A 21,392-nucleotide genomic window follows, 5' to 3' on the forward strand; every position below is an offset into this window, starting at 1 on the left:
CTTTCAATTTTATATTGTCGGGTAGAGCTGTTTCAGCTTTATCCGGGCATCCTCAGTCGTAAACCGCCAATCGACGGTCACCGCAGCTTGGTTGCGTACCGTCGCCCAGGCTTCGACCTCTCTGCGCACGGTTTTCCTATCCGGTAGCCGCCGATCAAGACATTGTCGCGACAACACGCTGAATTCGCATTCCGCCATATTCAACCAACTGCCATGCTTTGGTGTATACACAAATTCCAGTTTATCCAGCAGAGCGCGTGCGACCTGTGGCTCAAATGCTTTATACAAAGAAGCTCCCGTATGTGTGCTTAAGTTATCCATGACCAGGGTAATACGCCGGGCATCCGGAAAGTCTTTCTCCACCAACGCCCGAACCCCCTCTGCCCATTGCGGCGCCGCATGATTGTCTGCGACCTCTATCCGTCTCCACCCCCTAAACGGGGCATAAAACTGAATCAGGTGGGCGACACCGTTGCGCTCGTACTCCACATCGTAGCGCTCGATTTGCCCGGGCTTGCCCGGCACGCGAGGTCGCCCTTCCCTCACACATTGCACGCTGGTTTCGTCCATGCACACCACCGGATAGTCCGGATCGAAGGGGCGCTTGTAAACCTCCAGGACGCGCTCCATCGCGCACACAAACGCGGCATTCTGTTTGGGCGGAATACACCACATCGCTTTCCGCCACGGTTTAAAGGCGTTTTTTTAAAACGCGTCTTACCGATTCGTGCGAAATCGACTCCACAACACCCAACTCAACCAGTCGATCGCTCAACAGATGCAACGTCCAGCGCGATTGCCCCGGTGGCGGCTCACTGCACATCAGCGCCACCAACTGCGCCTCGCCATCACCGTCGAGGACGCGCCGCTTTTCCCGCATACGCCGCTTGCGCTCCAAGGCCGCATCGAGGCCTTCCTCTACACAGCGTTGACGCAACCGCGACACCGTGCGTGCGTTGACCCCGACAGTCTCAGCCACTTCGCTGTCCAGCAGGCCCGGGCCTTGATCGCCCTCATCGGCCCACAGCAGTATTTGCGCGTGGATGCGTCGATAGGCTGCCGTTTTGCCTTTGTGCACCAAAGCTTCCAAGCTCTGGCGCTCCTCCGCCGTCAGGCGGACAATGTATTTCTTCTTCATACGCCTTCTCAGCATGTTGCTGGATAACATTGAGAAAGCACATTAACATTAGGCAATATTAAATTGAAGGTCTACTAGAGCGCTTTAATACGCAGGCTCGGTGGTCCAGAAACTTGCAATCGCAGGCATCTACTCCGCGGATAGCGGTAGCCGGACGTTAAACGTGGTGCCCTTATCAAGCACGCTCTGCACCTCGATAACGCCCCCGTGCTCTTTCACGATCGAATAACAAATCGACAATCCCAGACCCGTCCCCACCGGCGAAGTCGTGTAAAAAGGATCGAAAATTTTATCGATGTCCGCTTCCGTGATACCACAACCAGTATCTTCCACCTGAATGCAAACCTCGGTCGCTTCCGGATACACCCGAACCTTGAGGAATCCGCCTGCCGGCATCGCATTCATGGCATTGACAAAAAGATTCATGAACACCTGCTGCAACTGGGTGGGGATTCCGCGCACTCGGACGCCTTCCCGAAGGGTTTCGCAAATAATTTCGATCTTTCGGCTTCTGGTTTGGTTGCTGATCAACTGGACGGCTTCGTCAAGGATCTGAACCACATCCACGGAGATCAAGTCGTCGTGAGCGGAAGGTCGCGCAAAACGCAATACGTTTTCGATGATCGTCGAGGCTTCTTTGACCGCGATTCTGATGTTATCCACGCATGCCTTGTGAAATTTCTCATCACCGTCGTCTTCGGCCAGAAATTGGGCCGCGGAAAAACAAATGGCCAAGGGGTTGCGGATTTCGTGGGCGATCCCCGCCGCCATCACCCCCAGTGCTGCGAGTTTCTGCGACTGAATCAACTGCATTTCCAGCTTGCGGTACTCGGAAAGATCCCGACCCATAGCCACGATCCCGGTCACTTTGCCGCTGCTCTCCTCGCACATGGGCGAACAAACCCAGAAAACCGGCAGTGATACCCCGTTTTTGGCGAGAACATGCCATTCCCCTCTTTGCGAGACACCCCTCGTTCGGATTTCCTCAAACGCTTTATCCACGAGAGATCGATGTTGCTCGATGCAATATTCGATGAAATTCCGGTTCCGAACCGCTTCGAATGGATGGCCGGAAACGCGCTCCGCAGCGCTGTTCCAAGTCAAAATCCGTCCTTCCACCGTAGCCGACAGGACGATATCGTGGGCGCTTTCAACGACGCTCGCCAAATGGCGTTCCACCCTGCGGACTTCCTCGCTCAACAGGACCGGCTCGGTGACATCGTCCATGAGAAGCATGACGCTTTCCACCACGCCGTTCCAGACGAAGGGGATGACGCGATAGTAGTAATAACGTTTGGGCTGGCCCGGCGTGCGGTAACTGATTCGTTCGCCGAGGCTGACGCGATGATCGGTGAATGCCTGCCGAATCCGGGTGGTGATATTGGTGTAATCCAAAATTCCGGGAGGAAATACCTCGCTTAACCGAAAGCCCAGGGTGATATTGGGCGAACAGCGGTTTTTCTCGAAAAAGTTGCGGTTGGCGGAGACGATGCGAAAGTCCCGGTTGATCACCAGCACCGACGAAGGGATGGCATTGAAGAGCATCGCGTACCACTTGGCGTTTTGCTCGTGCGACGCGCTTTCGTCGCATTTTGCCCTCTCCAGATCAACCATCTGTTTCCAGAACCGGCCGAAAACTATAGGGAGGCCATGGCCCGCTCCACTGCAAATCGGCCCCCACCGATTGAAACTCCGCGGCCGCCTGTTCCATCAAGTCCACCAGGTTGGATGCCCGTTCAGGCCAGAGGACGGCCCAATGCCCCACCGCTTGGCGGCGCGACTCTTGCGCCGGCGGAAGGGGACGCTCTCGAAACCCTTCTCCTTCCTGAGCCAAACGCACCGCCCATTGTCGCGACAGGGTTTCCAGGCGTGCTACCGCTCCCTGTTGGGATTCTTTCCGAAGATACTGCTCGGCAAGGTAACGACGGCCTGCCGGCAATCCGGAAAACTCCGCTTTTTTCCGGAGCTGCTCCGCCTTCCAGCATTCCTCTGCATGGCGAGGATCGAAAAAGATTTTGATGTCCCATTCCGCCATCCCGCCGGTTGCTGCAAAAAAATCTTCCAACACCATTTTATGCCCCTCGATCAGCAACCGCAAGCGGTTGCGGGAACTGAACAGGGTGCCGAAACCGCTGGGATACACAGGCGCTTCACGCCAGAACCGTTCGATCACTCGGGCATGATGGAGAACTCGGGGTGTGACCCAGTCCAGTGAATTAAGGCGGGCGCCATCTTGCCACGATGACATATCGGTCACCGGAGATACGACTGCGCCAACGCCGTTCACTTCCTCGCCGCATATCGGACCCAACAACTTCGGCAATTCAAGTTCCTTCAATACATCGAGATTGTTCGCCGGGGTCAGGCAATAAAGATAAAGGGCGATTTTTTCCATCAGTGCACCGTTTTCTCGTCCGTAAAAGCCACATCCAAATCCGACCCCCCGATCGAGAGCGCCGCGGGTTCCTTCTCTCCGGATTCGAGGCTGCGTACTGTCCTTCGGATGGCGCGCAAGGCGGCGCGTTGGCACACCGCGGCGATTCGGGCCCCGCTGAATCCGGCACTGCAGGCGATCAAACACTCGATGTCCACTTCTTTCGCCACCGGTTTTCCGGCCAGATGAACGCGAAAGATGGCGGCGCGGTCGTTTTCCGACGGCGGGGGAATCTCTATGATCTCGTCGAATCGACCGGGACGCACCACCGCGGGATCGAGGATATCGATCCGATTGGTCGCGCCCAGGATCAAGACGCCCTTGAGCTCTTCGACGCCGTCGAATTCGGCCAGAAACTGGCTGAGCACGCGCTCGGCCACCCCCGCATCGATTCCCCCCGCATCGCGTACCGGAAGCAGGGCGTCGATCTCGTCGAAAAAAACGATGCAGGGAGCAGCCTGTTTGGCCTTGCGAAAGACTTCCCGTACCCCGCGTTCCGATTCTCCGATGAACTTGGAAAGCAGTTCAGGTCCCTTGACGGAAATGAAATTGACCCCGCTTTCATTGGCGAGCGCCTTCGCCAACAAGGTCTTGCCGCAGCCCGGTGGACCGGCGAGCAAAATCCCCTTGGGAGGACGGGTTCCCGCCTGCTCGAAAACCCGGGTGTATTTCAACGGCCAGACGACCGCCTCTATCAAACGCTCCTTGACGGTATCCAGCCCCCCCACATCCCGCCAGCGCGTCCCGGGCCTGTCCACGAACACCTCCCGAACCGCCGACGGCTCCACCTCCCGCAAGGCCGCCATGAAATGCTCCATACAGATCTCAAGCTGGCTCAACTGCTCGTAGGGGATCACCGTCGCACCGAAATCGATGGTTTGAATCGTACCGCGCAGGCAGAGCATGGCCGCTTCGCGGCAAAGCGCTTCCAAATCCGCACCGACATACCCATGGGTAATTTCCGCCAAGTGCTCCAAATCCACATCCCTGGCCAGCGGCATGCCCCGGCTGTAGATTTCCAGAATTTCCAGGCGGCCGTGACTGTCGGGGATGGGAATCGCGATTTCGCGGTCGAAGCGCCCCGGCCGCCGCAGCGCCGGGTCGATGGCGTTGGGAAGGTTGGTGGCGGCGATGACGATCACGTTCGAGCGTTGCTTGAGGCCATCCATCAGGGCTAGCAACTGGGCGACCACCCGTTTTTCCACCTCGCCGACCACCTGCTCCCGCTTGGGAGCAATGGCGTCGATTTCATCGAGGAAAATGATGCCGGGGCTGTGCTTAGCCGCTTCCTGGAAAATCTTCCTGAGATGCGCCTCGCTTTCGCCATAGAATTTGTGAATGACCTCCGGCCCGCTGACGGCGAAGAAATTCGCCTCCGTCTCATGCGCAATCGCCCGCGCAATGAGCGTTTTGCCGCAACCGGGAGGACCGTACAGCAATACCCCCTTAGGCGCCCCGATGCCCAGTCGCTCGAATACCTCGGGATAGCGCAAAGGCAGCTCGATCATCTCGCGAATACGTTGCAATTGCGGCTTGAGTCCGCCGATGTCTTCATAGGAAAGGCGTTGCGCCACCGCCTGCTTCGCTTCCTTTTCCCTGCCTTCCAAAATCAACTGCGTGGGCGGCCCGATCAACACCGGTCTCCTGGGGATCGTGTTCGACACCGTAAATTCGGCACTGCGGCTGCCGAACAGATTGACCCGAATGCGATCGCCTTCCACGACCGGCAGCCCATCCAGCAGACCCGCGATATACTCCAGGTCGCCTTCCTTCAGAGCGAGATTGACCGGCGCGATGACCACTCGTTCCGCCAGGGGGCAATCCAGGCGCCGCAAACTCACATACTCGTCCAACCCGGCCGCGGCGTTGGCCCGGCTCAAGCCGTCCAATTGAATCCGTGCCTGCCCCCGCATTTCCTTATAGGCGGGCATGACCCGGCAGACGGTGGCGCGTTTTCCCCGCACTTCCACGAAGTCCCCGATACTGATTCCGAGCGCGTCGATATCTTGCGGGTCGAGCCGTGCGATGGCGCGCCCCACGTCTTTGGGCAGCGCCTCTGCCACCTTGAAGCGGGGAAAGGCGGGGCTGCCTGGATTATTCATTGGCTCTCCCCCGATTTCAGACATCGGATTTCCAGAATGCCGTTGTTACAGCTGACTTTCAGTTGCTCGGCGGAATAAGGTCGGGGAAGCAGCACCTCTTTGCGGTACTTTTTCTGATCGTTGGCGGCCTCAAGCGTGAGAATGTCGTCTTCGATTTCCACGCGCACGTCCTCCAGGCTCACCCCCGGTACCTCCGCAACCACCAGGGTGTAATCGGCTTCCTCGAATATATCTACCAGCGGCTCTAATACTTCCGGCGTTACCATATAGTCCTGGCCTTGTTGTCGATGCAGATTGCCGAACGGTTCGATGCCGGGGGTCTCGTCTCCGAGATTCCGAACCCTGACCCCGTAGACGCCGCGCCATTTTCGCTCGCCTTCGCCGCCGCCGAATTCGCCGCTTTCCCTCAATTCCTTGCCGGTTTTGGCCAATTCGTTGAGTTTATCGATCAAGGTGGTCAACCCGTGCAGTATTCCTTCTCCCGCCGGATTTTCCGTATCGCCTTTATCTTTTCGTTTGCTCATGATTTTTCTCACTGGTGGTTAATGGAAATTCTCACTCGATACGCTAACATTCGATTCCATATTCCTTGACCTTGTTGAGCAGGGTCTTATAGTCGATGGACAACATTCGTGCCGCCTGGAGTTTGTTCCCTCCGGTCTTGCGCAAGGTCAACTTGAGTGCCTTTTTCTCGACCACAACGACGTTCCGGCGGACAAGTTCGCGAAGTGGAATATTTTCCTGCTCGAGACTCGAAACCGCCGTATCTTCAATTCGGTCGGGAGAGGAAAAAAAATCGATATGATTGACTTCAATCCGGTCTTCAGCAAGCAGTGCCGCGCGCCTAATGACGTTGCGCAACTGGCGGACGTTTCCGGGCCAGGAATAGCCGATCAGACGTTCGATCGCTTCGGAAGTCGTACCGCGTATTTCCTTGTCGAGCTCGGCATTCGCCTCGCGCACGAAACGTTGAACAAGAAAAGAAATGTCGTCGCACCGTTCGCGTAACAGCGGAACGTAGACGGTGAACTCGCTCAGCCGGAAAAAAAGATCGCTGCGAAAACTCCCTTGCTCCATCAGGCTTGCCAAATCCATATTCGATGCCGCGACGATACGGACATCCACGGGCAAGGCATGCGTCCCTCCAACGCGATATACGATGCGATCCTGGATCGCCCGCAGCAGTTTCGCCTGAGCGGAAGCCGCCATATTCGAGATCTCGTCGAGAAATAAGGTACCCCCGTTGGCCTGCTCGAATTTACCGGGCTTGCGGACGCACGCCCCGGTAAAAGCCCCCTTTTCATGCCCGAACAACTCGCTTTCCACCAGGCTTTCGGGGAGCGCTCCGCAATCCACCGGAACGAACGGTTCCCCATAACGCGGGCTGGCATCATGTATCGCCCTCGACACCAATTCCTTGCCCGTTCCCGTCTCCCCGATGACCAGGACGTTGAAGTTTGAGCCCGCCACCTGAACCACGTCGTTGGTTAGTCGCCGAACCGCCGAACTTCGACCCATGGTTTCTTCGATTCGAGTCCGGACGGTCGTTGCTCCATGCAACGGCATCGCCGTTTCGGGTTCCGGGAGATTGGCGCGAATAATAGCCAGCAAGTGTTTGTGATCGAAGGGCTTGGCGAGATAATCCACCGCGCCGGCCCGCATGGAAGCCACCGCCGTGCCGATATCGGCATAGGCGGTGATCACGATAACTGGGAGATGGGGGAGTCTTGCCCGTGCTTCCTGTAAAACTTCTTCCCCTGTTATGTCTGGCAGGCGGTAATCCAACAATAACAAATCCGGCGGCTTAATCTGCAAAGAGTGGAGAGCGTCCTCACCCGCATATGCTATTCGAGGGTGCAGTCCCGCCTTGCTGACAAGATGGGCCAACATGGTGCAAATGGCTGGCTCGTCGTCCACAATCAGGATCGTTCCTTTCAGTCTGTTCGAAGTCATGCTCAGCCCTGCCTCTCAATTGTTGGATTTAACTTCCTCCGACATGATAAAAAAACGGTTAACCTGCGTATTGCGAAGGCAAACCCGAGCGACCCCCTATTTCCATCTTCCCACCTTATCTCTGAAACAGAATTCGGAAAACAATCGGCGTGACCCATTTCAAACTAAGAATACGTATTTTCGGTTGATCGATTCTAAATTATTATTTTTCTCCCCTGCTAAAAGCATCTTGAAGACAAGAATAGAGAAAATTTGAATCCTCGAAAAGCCGAGATCACCAAATTCATTCATTTTTTGAAAGCAATTTTTAAAAAATTGCTTTCAAGAAGAATCGGATAAATGACTGCCAACTTCGCTGATAACGGTTCCATTTTGAAAGCTTTGCCATTCGGAAATGGTCGATCTGAGTTACAGATAACCATTGACCATGCCAGATATCTATGCAAAGAAAAGTATCGATGGAATCTATTCCATAAAAGTATGGAAACGGTTTCTTCCAATACGGCTCGACGCGAAAATTCTAGTAAGTGAATTGCCAGAGAAATCACATAGTTAACTATATAATTACCCTCTGGCACAAAACATGCTTTATCTGATATCGATTCGGCCTGTGGCCGGATTCATCGAAAAATGACCCATTATTTTGAAGGAGAAATGACGATGGCAAAAATCCAAAAATCCACCGACTCTTCAAGCTTGGCTGAAGTCGTCGACCGCATCCTCGACAAAGGGGTCGTGGTCGATGTCTGGGCGAAAGTTTCCTTGGTCGGCATTGAGCTGCTGTCCGTGGAGGCCCGTGTGGTGGTTGCTTCGGTCGAGTCTTATTTGAAGTATGCCGAAGCGATCGGACTGACCGCCAGCGCGGCGGCACCGGCCTGATAGCCAAACTCGTTCACACCTTGCACGATGGCTTGTCCAGAGACTTTTCGATGGGCAAGCCATCGCTTCGATTTTTCCGAAGGAGAAATGTTATGGGCAAGCTTACCGATGATATGACCCGCTTGCGGGGCGAAATCAATGGTCTTTATGAAAACAGGCATATCCTGCAACGGGAACTGACCCAGGCGATAGAAACCTTAAGGCACGATACGATCGATTTCCGGACGGCCTTCCGTCAGGCACACGAAAATATGGCCGCAAGCGGCCGTCGGGAACGTGAAGCATTCATCACGGATTTGACCCGCCAAGTCAATGATCTGCGCAGCCACGTCACGGATATGCTGCGCACAACCGCCGACGATTTGAATGGTGCCAGCCGGGCCTGGCGGGAGCAATGACCCGGTCGCCAGGGATGGCCGCCATCCGGCGGAAACTTAGGATTATCAGGGTCCATATCGCTGATTCCATTCAACACGTTGCTAAGAATTGATATGAATACGTTTAGACACGACACGAGCCTCAAGACCGCCAACGATACAGCGGAACCAACCGCTGAAAACGAACATGTGGTACTCGAAGCGAGCGAACAGTTCGTCAATACCCCCTATGTGCAGGAGTTGACCGAACGGGCACTTACTTACCTTGCGGTTGGGTGCGCCGTGCATCTGGCCGGTCCCGCGGGAACGGGGAAAACCACGCTGGCTTTGCACGTGGCGGCCCAATTGCAGCGTCCGGTGATGCTGCTCCATGGAGACCACGAATTCACCAGCAGCGACTTGGTGGGACGCGGTTCCGGTTACCGAAAGTCCCGGGTGGTGGACAATTTCGTTCATTCGGTTTTGAAAACCGAAGAACAAATGACTCCCTTATGGATGAACCATCGCCTGACCACCGCCTGCGAGCAGGGTTACGTACTGATCTACGATGAATTCAACCGTTCCCAGGCCGAAGCGAACAATGCCTTGCTCAGCGTCTTGGCCGAAAGGATCTTGAACCTTCCCAATCAACAGCGGCGCGGCGGCAACGGTTTCATCGAGGTCCATCCTCAATTTCGGGCCATTTTCACTTCCAATCCGGAGGAATACGTCGGTGCCCACAAAACCCCGGACGCCCTCATGGATCGCATGGTCACCATCGACGTGAACCATCCCGACCGTCAAACCGAAATCCAAATTATCCGCGCAAAATCCGGCATCGGCCCGAGCGATGCGGAAGTAATCGTCGATTTGATCCGTCATATCCGAGGGAAAAAGGGTCACCGCCCCACCATCCGCGCCGCCATCGCCATCGCCAAAGTACTGGTTCATCGCGGAGCCCAAGTCTCAGCCGAAGATCCGGTGTTCCAGTGGGTATGTCGTGATATAGCGGGAATCGATGCTACCACGTTGCCAACCCTTGTTGAGGAGATTTATGCATCCGAAAGGGTGGAAGAAACGGAAGCCACGGCGTTCCTCGAATTTCCGCCCTCTCCCGAGGACAACGACTCTGCGACCGCCGTCCAGCCTCGACAAACCCTCGAAACGCACGGGGAAAACATCCGTAAACCTACCAAGTCATATCCCACGCAACGCCGAGGAGAGAAATATCATGGTCACCCAGCGCAAAGGGCTGAATAACCTACGTACCTTATCCGGTCGATCTACCCGGAAATTCACCCCTTCCAAAGCTTATATGCGAATGACTTGCCTGGAGCTGGAAAAAAGCCGGCGCCTGCAAGAACTGAAAAACGCAAAAACACGCCTTGCCGAAATCAACGCGCGCTTGCGAGAAATCGAAACCGAAAAACAAACATTGCAACGTCAATTACGCCGGATGAGAACCCATACCGCCAGCGCATACCGGCGTGGCTCCACAAGCCAGAAAAGAACAAATAATTCCGCCGGAACTTGTTCCGCCAAGGAACCACACCCGCCGAGTCTCCGCTTGAAATATTGAGTACGACGTCGATCGCAATGAAGTTTATCGATCCATCGACATAGAGAGGAACTGAGGGATGAAAATCAATTGCATCACTTGTGGCCATAACTTCCAGCTTGACGAAGCCTACGACGACTATACCGGGCCGGTGCGCTGCTGGGTCTGCGGCGCTCTGATGGAAATAAAAACCGAAGCCGGCAACCTTCGCCGGATGGAGGGTTGGAAATCCTCTACCGAGCCGACCGTGGAGCCAACCCAAACGGCGGCTTCCAACACCCGTAAGGCATCTAATCAGCCTCGGCGTTCGTCGAATAGGAAAAGAACGGCAACGACATCTTCGGAGGGTTGACGGAAATGAATCACGCCGCTACCAACAACAAACAGCACCGCTCTGGCTGTTATTTGTATGCCGTGGTGAAATCTTCAGCTCCTTTTCGCAAAGCTGCTGTCACCGGCATTAGCGGAGCACCGATCTATGCCTTGAGCGAAGGTGAAACGACGGCGATCATCAGCGACATCCAGGCCACCCGCATCCGGCCCGAACGTCGCCATATCGCTGCGCATCACAAAGTGCTACGCCATCTCATGGAGATTGACAGTCTCTTGCCCATGGCGTTCGGGATCATCGCCGACTGCCCTACCGAAGTGCGGCAAATGCTAAATATTCATCAGCGCTCTTTCCTTGATCATTTGCGACGGCTCTCGGGCAAGGTGGAAATGGGGTTGCGGGTCATCCTCGAGACATCCAACGAGTTCGACTACTACGTCCGCCGATTCCCGGAACTCCGGATGCTGCGCGACCAAATGCTGCAAAACGGCAGTCGCCGCGAAGACATGGTGGAAGTGGGGCGCCGCTTCGAAGAGATCCTGGAACAGGCACGCGATCAAGCCTACGAAACCATCACCCAAACCTTGGATGCGGTTTGTTTGGAGAACCGTCGCAACGCGGTCAAAGAAGTAAAGGAAGTCGTCAATATGGCCTGCTTGGTCGCTCGGGACGGATTAGCTGATTTCGAAGGCGCCGTCAACAAAGCGGCCAAGCAGTTCGACGATGATCATGTTGTATTCCGCTACAACGGTCCCTGGCCGCCCCACAATTTCGTGACTATCGACGTCGCGCTTTGACCATGCTGCTCATCGACAACATCATCATGTCTCCGGCGCGGGGAATCATGTGGATTTTCCGCGAAATCCACAAGGTCGCGGAAGAATCCCTTCACGAAGAGTATCAATCGATCACCGCTGATCTAAGCCAGCTTTATGAGAAGCTGGAGAAGGGTGAAATGGAGGAAGAAGAATTCGACATCCAGGAGCAACGTTTACTTGACCGAATGGAAGAATTGGAGGAACAAGGCTATGGCATCGACGTCCGACAAGCCAATGACGAATAAAACCATTCCCACAACCTCGGCAGACACCATAGCATCCGCTCAAGTCCGCCAAGGACTGGAGCAGGGTTCTCTGTGCGGCGCTCTCGACCGCCTGCTGTCGACCGGCGTGGTCGTCGCGGGAGATGCGACTCTTACGGTGGCCGACATCGATTTACTCCGCTTACAATTTCAACTGGTTTTGAGTTCCGCCGCGCGACAGGAGGACTCGGCATGAATCACGGCCTGCGAATCAGTCTCTCCGCGGCCGATTCCGCCGAGGCATCGGACCACGCATGGCCCCCGGACGATTCTTCCTCGCCTCAACTGGTCGGCGAAAGAACCGCCAACGGCTTGGCCCAATTGGTGCTGATCCTGATCAAATTGTTGCACGAATTACTGGAACGCCAAGCCCTGCGACGCATGGAGACGGATGAATTGAGCGAAGAACGCATCGAACAGTTGGGACAAACCCTCATGCAGCAAGCAAGAGAAATCGATCGATTGCGCGAACTCCTGAATCTACGCCCGGAGGATTTGAACCTCGATCTCGGCCCGCTAGGCCATCTCTTTGACGAATAAGGACTGAATCATGCCTAACCGTTCCCACAGCCTGCAACATGCCACCGACAGCGCAACCCTGGCCGATCTGCTCGAACGCATACTGGATAAGGGAGTCGTCATCGCCGGTGATATTCGGATCAATCTGGTTCAAGTGGAACTGCTCACCATTCAACTGCGCCTGGTGGTGTGCTCCATAGACAGGGCCAAGGAAATCGGCCTGGATTGGTGGAATCGGCCGGCTGTCTTTGACAAGTCCGGGCAGGACCAAGAGCTTTCCCTACTGGAAGAAACGCTAACCGGGTTGGAGCAACGCTTGAGCGAGATGGAATCGAAGGTATCGATCCCCGCTGGCACAGAGGGTTCGAAACCGCCCATCGCGAACTCGACGGCATCGGAAAAAGGGAATACAGCCCGGACGACTTGCCGAAAGAGGACCTTATATCTCTTTCCGATTCTGCATGGCCGGGCCGAACTAGGAGAATTGGAAGAGAAAGCCGCAAAGCAGATCATCGATAAATGGGGCAAGACACGCTGGGAGGAGCATTGCCGCTCCATAGAACAAGGTTGGTCCCAAATAGAGGAAGTCATCGAACATTTGAAGCTGCCTTATTCCCGTTGCCGTCTTTATCAAGACGGCCTTCCCATATGCGGCGACGAACACCAAATCGTATCCGATTTGGCATGTACCGAAAGCCGCAACCATCAACTGCTTCTGGCGTTATGCCAAAAAGGGGCGACGCTTATGGGAACCGAATCGCTACCACTCTTACTGGAAGAATATCGCCTACAGCAAAGTTATTTGACCGGGGAACAGGTTGACTTACAAGAGATAGAAAACAGAGCCGCTGAACTTCTCCGCAAACGCGACGCCTTCATCGCCGAGCGGATCGATAAAACACTAAGGAAGGGTGAATGTGGATTGTTATTTGTGGGTATGCTGCATTCGGTGGAAGTACACCTTCCCGCAGACATCCGTGTCATTTCGCCAATCGGATCCTCGCTGAGGATTGTGGAAACGGCGAAAAGCTAATGATCCAAGCATTTGATTTCCAACAGCCCGTGGTTACAGTCCACTTGTATCTGGTCACGGGAATAGAAGCGCGGCAACAGTAACTCTTTTCGATATCTTCTCTTGTAACGGCCTGCTTCAAAGGTGAGTGCATTGTCATTGATTTCGACGTCCACCTCCTCCAACCCCACTCCGGGCACCTCCGCTATCACCAGGATGCGATCCACTTCCTCGAATACATCCACCGTCGGGTTCAATAACTCCGGTACTCCCGTGTAGCGAGGATCCCACTCCCAATAAAATTTGCCATATGGCGGAATAGGGGGTTCGATTTTCGGGGTACGAACCCTTTTTCCATTCAACTCTTGCCGACCTTCATCGCTATCGCTGTTTTTTCCCAACCGGTTAAGCTTTTCGATCAAACCAGCCAGCCCCGTTAGGCCCTTTTTATCCGAGGAATTGTTTTTTCTCATGGTTAACTCCTTTCGCGGTTAATCCAAAATCTCAGGTAGTCGGTACGTCAATATACGGACTCAAACAATCCTTTATATATTGGCCCGTTGTTATCGTTACTTTATACCATTTAATAGCACGACCACATCCACGTTTAGGGATTTTCCTCAATAATGCCCGGAAAAATTCTTGGAAGCTATTGGATTCATTAATTTTTTGAAAGCTTTCTTCTCAAGGCTTCACCCAGATTTTTAACGTAGAAAAGAAAAAATTACCGCCGCCCCCCAGAGGGCCAATAACGGTCTCATTTTGAAAGCGTTATTTGTCGACAAAAACACACGTCATCTCATAACATTCCACTATAGATATGCCCCTTATCTTGTTTTTGGAGCGCCCAATGGACATACCTGTGTCAAATCCGCACCTGCTCCTACTTGGACTACCCCCTGTTTTCATCGATCTATGGATCGAAACGGCATATCTCCTGGGAATGTACCCCTTTATCGCTGTCGACGATGACCACGCTTTCCATCGACTGAAGCAAGGCACACAAGTGGATGCGTTGGTCATCGTCACTGAAGGGAACGATGAGCCCGGCACTCATAAAACGGAACGGGCAGCGAAAAACCTTGGAATTCCGGTCTTTCGGACGATTCCTTTGCACGATGCCATGGGAGTCCAGGAACAACTGAGCAAAATCAGAGCGAATCTGCCGCGTCGCGCTTCCAAGGCTCGTTCTCCTTTTTACGCAAATTCCACTGAATCTTGACGATAGAGCCGCCCAAAAGGGGGGTGAATTTTCAGTGCGCCAGGAAGAGAAGATGACGACGATCGATAAACCGGTTTTGGTCGTTGACGACGACCGGCAACTGCTCGAGGAACTCGGTGAGCATTTGAGCAGGCAAGGCATACCAACCGACACCTGCAATCACCCCGATATTCCCGAAAAGTTGTCCGGCTACCACGCCCTCGTCGTCGATTTACACGGAGAGAAACGCGATGGCCTGGATGTGTTGAAACGGCTCGCCGATCTCTTTGAGCCTCCGCCGGTGATTCTCATCTCGGGGTGGGGCGATACCGAGCTGGAAACCTTTCGTCATTACGGCCAATACCTGGGACTCAAGGTAATCGGCATTTTGGCCAAGCCCCTGAGCCTTCGCGCCCTGAAGGCACTGCTCGATCGCTGCCCGAATACCGGCCATGCGCACGAAGAGACCAACGGCGATTCGCCCCACCTAGACCAAATCATTGCCCACTTCCAGCCCCAATACCGCTTACCGGATTTGAGGCTGACCGGATTCGAGGTGCTTGCGCGCTGGGAACATCCCGGCCGGGGCATCCTCGAACCGGGGCATTTTTTGCCCTATCTCATCGCAACCAACCGCAACCGGGAGTTGCTCCAAAAAATGCTGGAAGCCGGCGCCCATGCTCAGCGTTCATTCGCCGCCACAGGCCATGACATTCATTTCAGCATCAATCTGACGACCCAGGACCTGGCGCACCGGGAGTTCCCCAATTGGTTGCTTCGGCAATTGAATGCCTGGGACGTCAAACCCTCGGCTTGCGTACTCGAAATCCCCGAGTCGGAACTCGTCGAGCACGACGTCACGGCCTATTGTTCGATCATTCGCACCCACATGCTTGGGGTCCAGATCTCAATCGACGATTTCGGACGCCGCTTCGCCAATCTGGAGCGACTGGCCCACCTGCCCTTCAACGAGATTAAAATCGATCGAATGCTTCTCGAACACGGCGGCAATTTGCGCGGTCTTTTGGATTTGACCGTGCGCATGTGCCAACAACTGCGCACTCGGGCGGTGCTGGAAGGCGTGGAGTCCGAACAAGACCTTTATCGCGCCTGGTCCACAGGAGTGGAAAACATTCAAGGACATCTTCTCGGTAAGCCCATGCCCCTGTCGGAACTGCTGAACAGTCCGAGCTGCATCGCTACCAACCTGGAAATTTAGAATACCGTGACGGCTTTGCGGGAAATGGTCGGGGTGACTGGATTTGAACCAGCGACTTCTGCCTCCCGAAGGCAGAAAGATAAATATAGGTTGTTTTAAATCAGCAACTTAAATCGATAGCCCCGCGTGAGTGTGACAAAAATAGCCACAATTTCCCACGATTTGACAAGAGCAAGTCACAATTTGGTCACGCTGTTTTGTGTCGACGGTCGGATTTGAATTTTGGCTTTTGGCATGGGATTTAGCCTATTTAGTGTTAATTTTTGGTCATCAAGAGTCAAAAAAAAAACCGCCGGTATACGCCGGCGGTGATTTTTTTTCTTTTTTGGAGGAGCTATATCGCGCTGAAAATTTTTGCCTTTCTAACGGGAAAATTTATCCCCTTAAGTAGCGAACTCCCCCAAATTGAAGTGTAGTCTAAAAAAACAAAAGGGAGAGCAGTTGCTCTCCCTCCTCGAGTTTGGAAATCCTGCCGGCTCGGAAAAGCCCACAATCGGTCTTCGGTGGCGGATTAATCGGGCTGCTTGACCAAGCGCAAATACGGCTTGAGGGTTTTGAATCCCTCCGGAAAAATGGACTTGGCCTCTTCGTCCGATACCGTCGGGACAATGATGACGTCGTCGCCGTTGTTCCAGTTCACCGGAGTGGCGACTTTGTGTCGGGAGGTGAGTTGAATGGAATCGAGTACCCTCAGAATTTCGTCGAAATTCCGTCCGCTGGTCATGGGGTAGGTCATCATCATTTTGATTTTCTTATCCGGACCGATGATGAAAACCGAGCGCACTGTGGCATTGGTGGCGGCGGTGCGGCCTTCGGAGGTGCCCGACTCGTCCGCCGGCAGCATGTTGTACAGCTTGGCCACGGCCAAATCGGTATCGGCGATCATCGGGTAGCCGACTCTGTGGCCTTGGGTTTCTTCGATGTCTTTTTCCCAGTTGAGGTGATCTTCCACTGAATCCACACTGAGACCAATGACTTTACAGTTGCGTTTGGCGAATTCAGCTTCCAAGCCGGCCATATAGCCCAATTCCGTGGTGCAGACCGGGGTGAAATCTTTAGGGTGAGAGAACAAGATCGCCCACCCATCGTTGATGTAATCATGGAAATTGATAGGTCCGTGGGTGGTTTCCGCAGTAAAGTTGGGTGCTTCATCGTTAATGCGCAATGCCATGATCTAACCTCCTCTCCTTTTCTGCTATTTATTAAATAGGGGACAGTATTGTCCCCTTTATAAGACAGTTTTCAAATCGGAAAATTCTTGTCAAATCTAGAAAACGATGAGGGCATCCCTGCCCTCTGTTTCTGAAGGGATCATTGGTTGGCGGTCTCGATATGATGAATCGCATTGCTGAGATGTTCCATCGCGGCTTCCTTGTCCGTTGTCTTTTTTTCCAAAGACAGCTCAACATGATCGGCGGCTTTGAGCATGTGGGCATGGGCATCCTCGTGGGCCTTGATGGAGGCTTTGAGGTGCTCCAATGCTTCATTCGTATGGCTCGTGGCAAGGTCCATTTTGCCGGCCATCCAATGGGCCTTCGCCGCGCCGGTATGTTCCAAGGCGAGCATCGAATGCATCGTTCCCGCGTTAGAACGGGCGACGCTGGAAGCCAGCTCCAGATGTTCCAGGGCGCGATGGGCATGTTCCCGGCCGGCGTTGCCGTCATTGGCTTGGAGCGCCGTCACCGCCTTTTGCAGATGCTCGACCACCTTGCTCATGTGCGCGTGGATTTTGTCGTGCAGTTTGGCCGATTGACGCGCGTACTCCAGTGCCTCCGATGCGTCGCGGGCAATCCGCTGGGCGTTTTCATCTTCTCCGTGGGCCCAGGCCATTGCCGCCTGACTGAGGGCCCGCATGGCGAACATGTCGCCGGCGAACGTATGCGCGGAATGAATATGCTCCATAGCCCGGTGGACATGCTCCCTGATCTCGGCGATGTTTCCGGTTTCCTTTTTTTCGACCGCTTTCTCGAGATGCTCGATCGCCTTGGAAATGTGCTCGTGGGCTTCTTCATGCGCTTTCACCGAAGCCTGGGAATTTTCCAAGGCTTCCTGGGCATCTTCGAGTGCGTTGGGCACTTGTCCGTCCTCGGCATGGGCAACCGAGGCCCCGGCGTGTTCAAGCGCCAACGCCGTGGTGTGGGTCACATCCGCTCGGCTGGATGTAGGAAGATTCAAAGTAAGTAGCAGGCTAACGGCTAAAAAAGATAGGATCTTCATCGCTCTCCTCCTCGTTTTTTTATGAAGGCCAAATAATTGGACCTCCCAATGGCCAAAAAAGTCCTTTTTCAAATCGAATTTTGGTTATAACGGTCACTGGGGACGAGCTTCAGGCGGCTATAGTGAGCTCGTGGTAAGAAGACCATGCCTTGCGAAACCCGATCCAACGGCTAGACTTGGAAAATAAATCAAGGCTTTTCAGAAACAGCGGGCGTCGTTCGAGGCCCTACCGCCGGGTCTGTGAAGGACACCCACTCAGAGTAGGCAACGACAATGGCAATTATCCTTGAGTCAACCATCACCTGCCCCAAGTGCGGCCATTCCGAGAAAGAGCAAATGCCGCGGGACGCCTGTCAGTACTTTTATGACTGCAAGGGCTGCGGCGCCCTGCTACGGCCGAATGAGGGCGATTGTTGCGTGTTTTGCTCGTTTGGCGATGTGCCCTGCCCGCCAATTCAAAAACAGCAACGCTGTTGTGGCAAATGAACGGGATCGTCAATGGCGAAGTGTTTATGAGAGACATCCCCTTTTCTTAGGAGGCTACGGATAAGAATGGATGTGGGAAGAGTGATGACCCATGGCGCCGTCACGGTACAGATGGATGACCCGCTCCTCATCGTGAAGGACATCCTGGACAACAGCCCTTTCCATCATTTGCTGGTCGTCGAATCGGGCATCTTGCGTGGCGTGATTTCCGATAGAGATCTGTTGAAAGTCCTGAGTCCGAGGATAGGAACCCTCGCCGAGACGGAAAAGGATCGGGCATGCCTGCATAAAAAGGCGCATCAAATCATGACCAGGGACCCCATCACCTTGCCATTGAATGCGGATGTCCGGGATGCGCTTGAAATATTCAACCAGCACACGATTTCCTGCATACCCGTCGTCAATGACGAGAACAAGCCGCTTGGGATCATCAGTTGGCGGGACTTGTTGAAGGTCACCAAAGTCAGGCCGGCGCCGAAATCCGAGTGATGCCTTGTCTACCCCCCCTTTTTCACTTTTTTGGCTTAGGGATATGAGGAGAGCACGCTAATGGAGCTGACCGTAAGCCAGCAAATTTACTATTCCAACAAGAAGCTGGTGCCGATCAAGGAAGTGGCCGAATCACTCTTGTCTTTAGAGGAAGTGATCCGTCATTCGCCAAAAGTTCTCGAATCCCTTTTTCCGGGAACGAAGGTCCAAGCGGTCGATATTTTTATAAAGGAGTTACGTTCTGATAGCATTTGGGAAGATGTTGTCGTCAAATTCCTATTCGGAAGCCAAGAAAACCTCGATCAATTTATAAGCCATGCACGCAAGCGTATGGGCATGGATAAAATCATGAGCAATCCACAACTACTATCGGCGATCATTCTTGTCCTTATCCTAAGCAGCGTCGCTTATTATCTCGGCCGGGAGCAGTCGGCCACGCCCGAACAACAGGCAACCATCGAAGCGAACAATAACACCATCATCAATATCGGCGCCGGCATGATGGAAATGTCAGCCGAGGAATTCAAGGCACTCGTGGATGGTGCAATAGCCAATAAGGCAAAGCTGGCTAAATACGCGGCCCGGGTGGTGAAACCGGCCAAAAATGACCCTGGGGCTTCCATCACCTTCAACGGCAACGAGGAATTGCGAATTACTCCTGAAACGGTCAAAGCGATCCCGGATATCGTCTCCGACCCCGAGAATGAAGAATTTGTTCAGGATTTCGAAAAAATCTCGATGGAATTGCGCGCTACCGATCTAGACAGCACAAAGCGCGGCTGGGCCGTAGTGGTTCCAGCGATCGGCAAAGAACGCATAAAGCTGCAATTAGATCCCGGAGTCAGTCCTGAAAGGCTTTATGAAAAGCGAAAGTTCAAAGGGAACGCGACCATAATATTTCAAAGCGACCGGAAACATAATATGGTGCCAAAGCTTGTGTTTTTGCGGGAAATTATTGAATGATTGAAGGAAGTGTACCTTTTTCTTATCGTGTCTGACCCTGTTTTCTCTGTTTTCTGCGAAAATGGTGTCTGATCCGGTTTTTTACCGATTTATTATGAACCTATTTTATTATTATAGGAGAAGCAAGTTGCCGATAGATGCAAAATCCACACAGGTTAAAGTAGGAAGCTTTTTATTCGATTCTAAAAATACTCGAATTCCTGCTGACAGGCGGTCGGATAACCAGCGGCAACTTTTACATGAATTGCTTGCCCATGAAGACATTAAAAGCTTGGCGGCTTCTATTTCAAAGCATGGTTTATTTAAAAACGAACGTCTCATAGTAATGAGTACAGGACGCCGATATATAGTTCTTGAGGGAAATCGGCGCCTTGCAGCAATTAAATTACTTTTAAACCCAGAATTAGCTCCTACACCCTCACAAGTAAGATCTTTTAGGAAATTATCTTCCAAAGCAGACCTAGCAGCATTAGGAGTGATCGATGTTTTGATTGTTCAAAACAGACTATCGGCAGCACCAATAATCGCTGCATTACACACCGGTGATTCCAAGCGAAGATGGTCATCACTTCAACAAGCAAAGTTTTATCATGAATTGGCTGAGGAGGGTCTTACTTCAGTAGAAATTTCTGATAAAGTAGGTGTTTCATTAGCTCAGATTCGAAGTTTTCTAAATTCAGAAAAACTTCACCGTATTGCATTGTCGCTCAATTTGGATGCAGAGACTCGTAAAGCAGTGGAGAACCCAAAATTTCCATTAACAACTTTAGAGCGTTTTATAGAATCGCAAACAGGAAGAAAATTTCTAGGTATAGAGCTGACTGCCTGACAAAACTCATTTTTCCATGCAAAATCAGTCATGTAGTGGAGTCAGGGATACAAAAGGTATATTGCCAAGGTAATTCCTCCATCCAGCGCGAACGATCCGAGGCCGTAGGCACGGGAGCGGGGTCGTCGGCGGAAGGCAACCACAACCGATCGATAAGCGCCTTCCCGCAAGCCAGGGCATGGTGGATCCAGTTCCAGCCGATACGGGCATAGCTCAAGCCCCGACACCAATGCGGATCGACGGTTCTACGCTGCCCCTCGGCTACCACTGCCGTCCCCTGACAGGTCACGATCCAGGTGGCCACCGCCATCACAAAGCACAGCCGATCCAAGACCTCGGCTTGCCGAAGCCGGGAAGACGCCCATTGAAACCCATTGGATTTATGGTCCAGAAACCCTTCCTCGATGGCAAAACGCTTGCCGTAATCGGCGAGGGTCGTTTCATCGGTCCATTCATCGCTCAGGATCAGCCAGGGTTCCTTGGCGCCTTTTTCCCAACCCACGGCCACGTTCACCGCTTCATGCACCTTCCAGAGATAAACAGTGTGGTAATAACGCACCTGGCCGGCATCCACGCACCACTTCAGCGGGCGGTAACCAGCGCCGCTCCATCGCCAAGCCGGCGT

At 53.5% G+C, this 21,392-nt stretch carries 23 protein-coding genes and 1 pseudogene; 14 read left to right on the top strand and 10 right to left on the bottom strand.

Going from position 1 to position 21,392, the window contains the following annotated elements:
- Window positions 1–9: 9 nt before the first annotated feature.
- The 6 genes from H035_RS21445 to H035_RS0113435 form a co-directional block, all read right to left on the bottom strand.
- Window positions 10–1,138 (bottom strand): IS630 family transposase gene (locus H035_RS21445; protein ID WP_152486028.1). Its coding sequence is split into 2 segments (ribosomal slippage): window positions 10–706 and window positions 705–1,138, totalling 1,131 coding nucleotides; the frame shifts between segments, so codons are not numbered across the junction.
- Between the two features lie 129 nt (window positions 1,139–1,267).
- Complete coding sequence (locus tag H035_RS0113415; RefSeq protein WP_022949482.1) at window positions 1,268–2,752, bottom strand: PAS domain-containing sensor histidine kinase; 1,485 nt, start codon at window positions 2,750–2,752, stop codon at window positions 1,268–1,270.
- Window positions 2,745–3,533: a GvpL/GvpF family gas vesicle protein gene (locus H035_RS0113420; protein ID WP_022949483.1), complete on the bottom strand. Its 789-nt coding sequence runs from the start codon at window positions 3,531–3,533 to the stop codon at window positions 2,745–2,747. Before H035_RS0113420 ends, H035_RS0113415 begins: the two co-directional genes overlap by 8 nt.
- Window positions 3,533–5,674: a CDC48 family AAA ATPase gene (locus tag H035_RS0113425; protein WP_022949484.1), complete on the bottom strand. Its 2,142-nt coding sequence runs from the start codon at window positions 5,672–5,674 to the stop codon at window positions 3,533–3,535. The genes H035_RS0113420 and H035_RS0113425 overlap by 1 nt, the downstream gene beginning before the upstream one ends.
- Window positions 5,671–6,198, bottom strand: a complete 528-nt coding sequence (locus H035_RS0113430; RefSeq protein WP_022949485.1) for an Hsp20/alpha crystallin family protein — start codon at window positions 6,196–6,198, stop codon at window positions 5,671–5,673. Before H035_RS0113430 ends, H035_RS0113425 begins: the two co-directional genes overlap by 4 nt.
- A gap of 43 nt (window positions 6,199–6,241) precedes the next feature.
- Entirely contained in the window at window positions 6,242–7,627 is a 1,386-nt protein-coding gene (locus tag H035_RS0113435) for a sigma-54-dependent transcriptional regulator (RefSeq protein ID WP_022949486.1), read from the bottom strand.
- Window positions 7,628–8,257: 630 nt separating this feature from the next.
- On the opposite strand from H035_RS0113435, the gene gvpA reads away from it, so the two are divergent.
- From gvpA to H035_RS22240, 8 genes are all read left to right on the top strand, one after another.
- A complete protein-coding gene (gene gvpA, locus H035_RS0113440; RefSeq protein ID WP_022949487.1) occupies window positions 8,258–8,506 on the top strand; it encodes a gas vesicle structural protein GvpA in 249 nt (82 codons plus the stop codon).
- A gap of 92 nt (window positions 8,507–8,598) precedes the next feature.
- Window positions 8,599–8,904 (top strand): hypothetical protein, encoded by a 306-nt coding sequence (locus H035_RS0113445; protein ID WP_022949488.1) that lies wholly within the window; start codon window positions 8,599–8,601, stop codon window positions 8,902–8,904.
- Window positions 8,905–8,997: 93 nt separating this feature from the next.
- Entirely contained in the window at window positions 8,998–10,122 is a 1,125-nt protein-coding gene (gvpN, locus tag H035_RS19760) for a gas vesicle protein GvpN (protein WP_084684920.1), read from the top strand.
- A 655-nt stretch (window positions 10,123–10,777) separates the two neighbouring features.
- Window positions 10,778–11,548, top strand: coding sequence for a GvpL/GvpF family gas vesicle protein (locus tag H035_RS0113460; RefSeq protein WP_022949491.1), 771 nt, complete (start codon window positions 10,778–10,780; stop codon window positions 11,546–11,548).
- 2 nt (window positions 11,549–11,550) lie between these two features.
- Window positions 11,551–11,814, top strand: coding sequence for a gas vesicle protein GvpG (locus H035_RS0113465; protein ID WP_022949492.1), 264 nt, complete (start codon window positions 11,551–11,553; stop codon window positions 11,812–11,814).
- Window positions 11,804–12,028, top strand: a complete 225-nt coding sequence (locus H035_RS0113470; protein WP_022949493.1) for a gas vesicle protein — start codon at window positions 11,804–11,806, stop codon at window positions 12,026–12,028. Before H035_RS0113465 ends, H035_RS0113470 begins: the two co-directional genes overlap by 11 nt.
- On the top strand, window positions 12,025–12,372 hold the full coding sequence (locus H035_RS0113475) for a gas vesicle protein K (protein ID WP_022949494.1): 348 nt from the start codon (window positions 12,025–12,027) through the stop codon (window positions 12,370–12,372). The genes H035_RS0113470 and H035_RS0113475 overlap by 4 nt, the downstream gene beginning before the upstream one ends.
- A gap of 10 nt (window positions 12,373–12,382) precedes the next feature.
- Complete coding sequence (locus tag H035_RS22240; RefSeq protein WP_051149790.1) at window positions 12,383–13,384, top strand: gas vesicle protein; 1,002 nt, start codon at window positions 12,383–12,385, stop codon at window positions 13,382–13,384.
- On the opposite strand, the gene H035_RS20910 is transcribed toward H035_RS22240, so the two are convergent.
- On the bottom strand, window positions 13,381–13,836 hold the full coding sequence (locus H035_RS20910; protein ID WP_022949495.1) for an Hsp20/alpha crystallin family protein: 456 nt from the start codon (window positions 13,834–13,836) through the stop codon (window positions 13,381–13,383). The genes H035_RS22240 and H035_RS20910 overlap by 4 nt on opposite strands.
- Window positions 13,837–14,213: 377 nt before the next feature.
- Here H035_RS20910 and H035_RS0113490 point away from each other — a divergent pair, with 377 nt between their 5' ends.
- Together H035_RS0113490 and H035_RS0113495 are read left to right on the top strand one after the other, a co-directional pair.
- Window positions 14,214–14,585 carry a hypothetical protein gene (locus H035_RS0113490; protein WP_022949496.1) on the top strand — a complete coding sequence of 124 codons (372 nt, stop codon included), beginning with the start codon at window positions 14,214–14,216 and terminating at the stop codon, window positions 14,583–14,585.
- A 52-nt stretch (window positions 14,586–14,637) separates the two neighbouring features.
- Window positions 14,638–15,783 (top strand): EAL domain-containing response regulator, encoded by a 1,146-nt coding sequence (locus H035_RS0113495; protein WP_022949497.1) that lies wholly within the window; start codon window positions 14,638–14,640, stop codon window positions 15,781–15,783.
- Between the two features lie 511 nt (window positions 15,784–16,294).
- Here H035_RS0113495 and H035_RS0113505 read toward each other — a convergent pair.
- Window positions 16,295–16,954 (bottom strand): peroxiredoxin, encoded by a 660-nt coding sequence (locus tag H035_RS0113505; RefSeq protein WP_022949499.1) that lies wholly within the window; start codon window positions 16,952–16,954, stop codon window positions 16,295–16,297.
- 140 nt (window positions 16,955–17,094) lie between these two features.
- Window positions 17,095–18,000 (bottom strand): small metal-binding protein SmbP, encoded by a 906-nt coding sequence (gene smbP, locus H035_RS20915; protein ID WP_022949500.1) that lies wholly within the window; start codon window positions 17,998–18,000, stop codon window positions 17,095–17,097.
- Between the two features lie 273 nt (window positions 18,001–18,273).
- Here smbP and H035_RS22505 point away from each other — a divergent pair, with 273 nt between their 5' ends.
- From H035_RS22505 to H035_RS21460, 4 genes are all read left to right on the top strand, one after another.
- On the top strand, window positions 18,274–18,486 hold the full coding sequence (locus H035_RS22505; protein ID WP_084684923.1) for a GDCCVxC domain-containing (seleno)protein: 213 nt from the start codon (window positions 18,274–18,276) through the stop codon (window positions 18,484–18,486).
- Window positions 18,487–18,552: 66 nt separating this feature from the next.
- On the top strand, window positions 18,553–18,975 hold the full coding sequence (locus H035_RS0113515) for a CBS domain-containing protein (protein WP_022949501.1): 423 nt from the start codon (window positions 18,553–18,555) through the stop codon (window positions 18,973–18,975).
- A gap of 60 nt (window positions 18,976–19,035) precedes the next feature.
- The gene (locus H035_RS0113520) at window positions 19,036–19,938 is read left to right on the top strand and encodes a hypothetical protein (RefSeq protein WP_022949502.1); all 903 of its coding nucleotides are present in this window, start codon (window positions 19,036–19,038) and stop codon (window positions 19,936–19,938) included.
- A 127-nt stretch (window positions 19,939–20,065) separates the two neighbouring features.
- Window positions 20,066–20,767: a ParB N-terminal domain-containing protein gene (locus H035_RS21460; protein ID WP_200861551.1), complete on the top strand. Its 702-nt coding sequence runs from the start codon at window positions 20,066–20,068 to the stop codon at window positions 20,765–20,767.
- 28 nt (window positions 20,768–20,795) lie between these two features.
- On the opposite strand, the pseudogene H035_RS22005 reads toward H035_RS21460, so the two are convergent.
- Window positions 20,796–21,392 (bottom strand): annotated as a pseudogene (locus H035_RS22005) (transposase); the annotation flags it as partial.

This window comes from Methylohalobius crimeensis 10Ki (genome assembly GCF_000421465.1).
In the GTDB taxonomy this organism is placed as follows: Bacteria; Pseudomonadota; Gammaproteobacteria; order Methylococcales; family Methylothermaceae; genus Methylohalobius; species Methylohalobius crimeensis.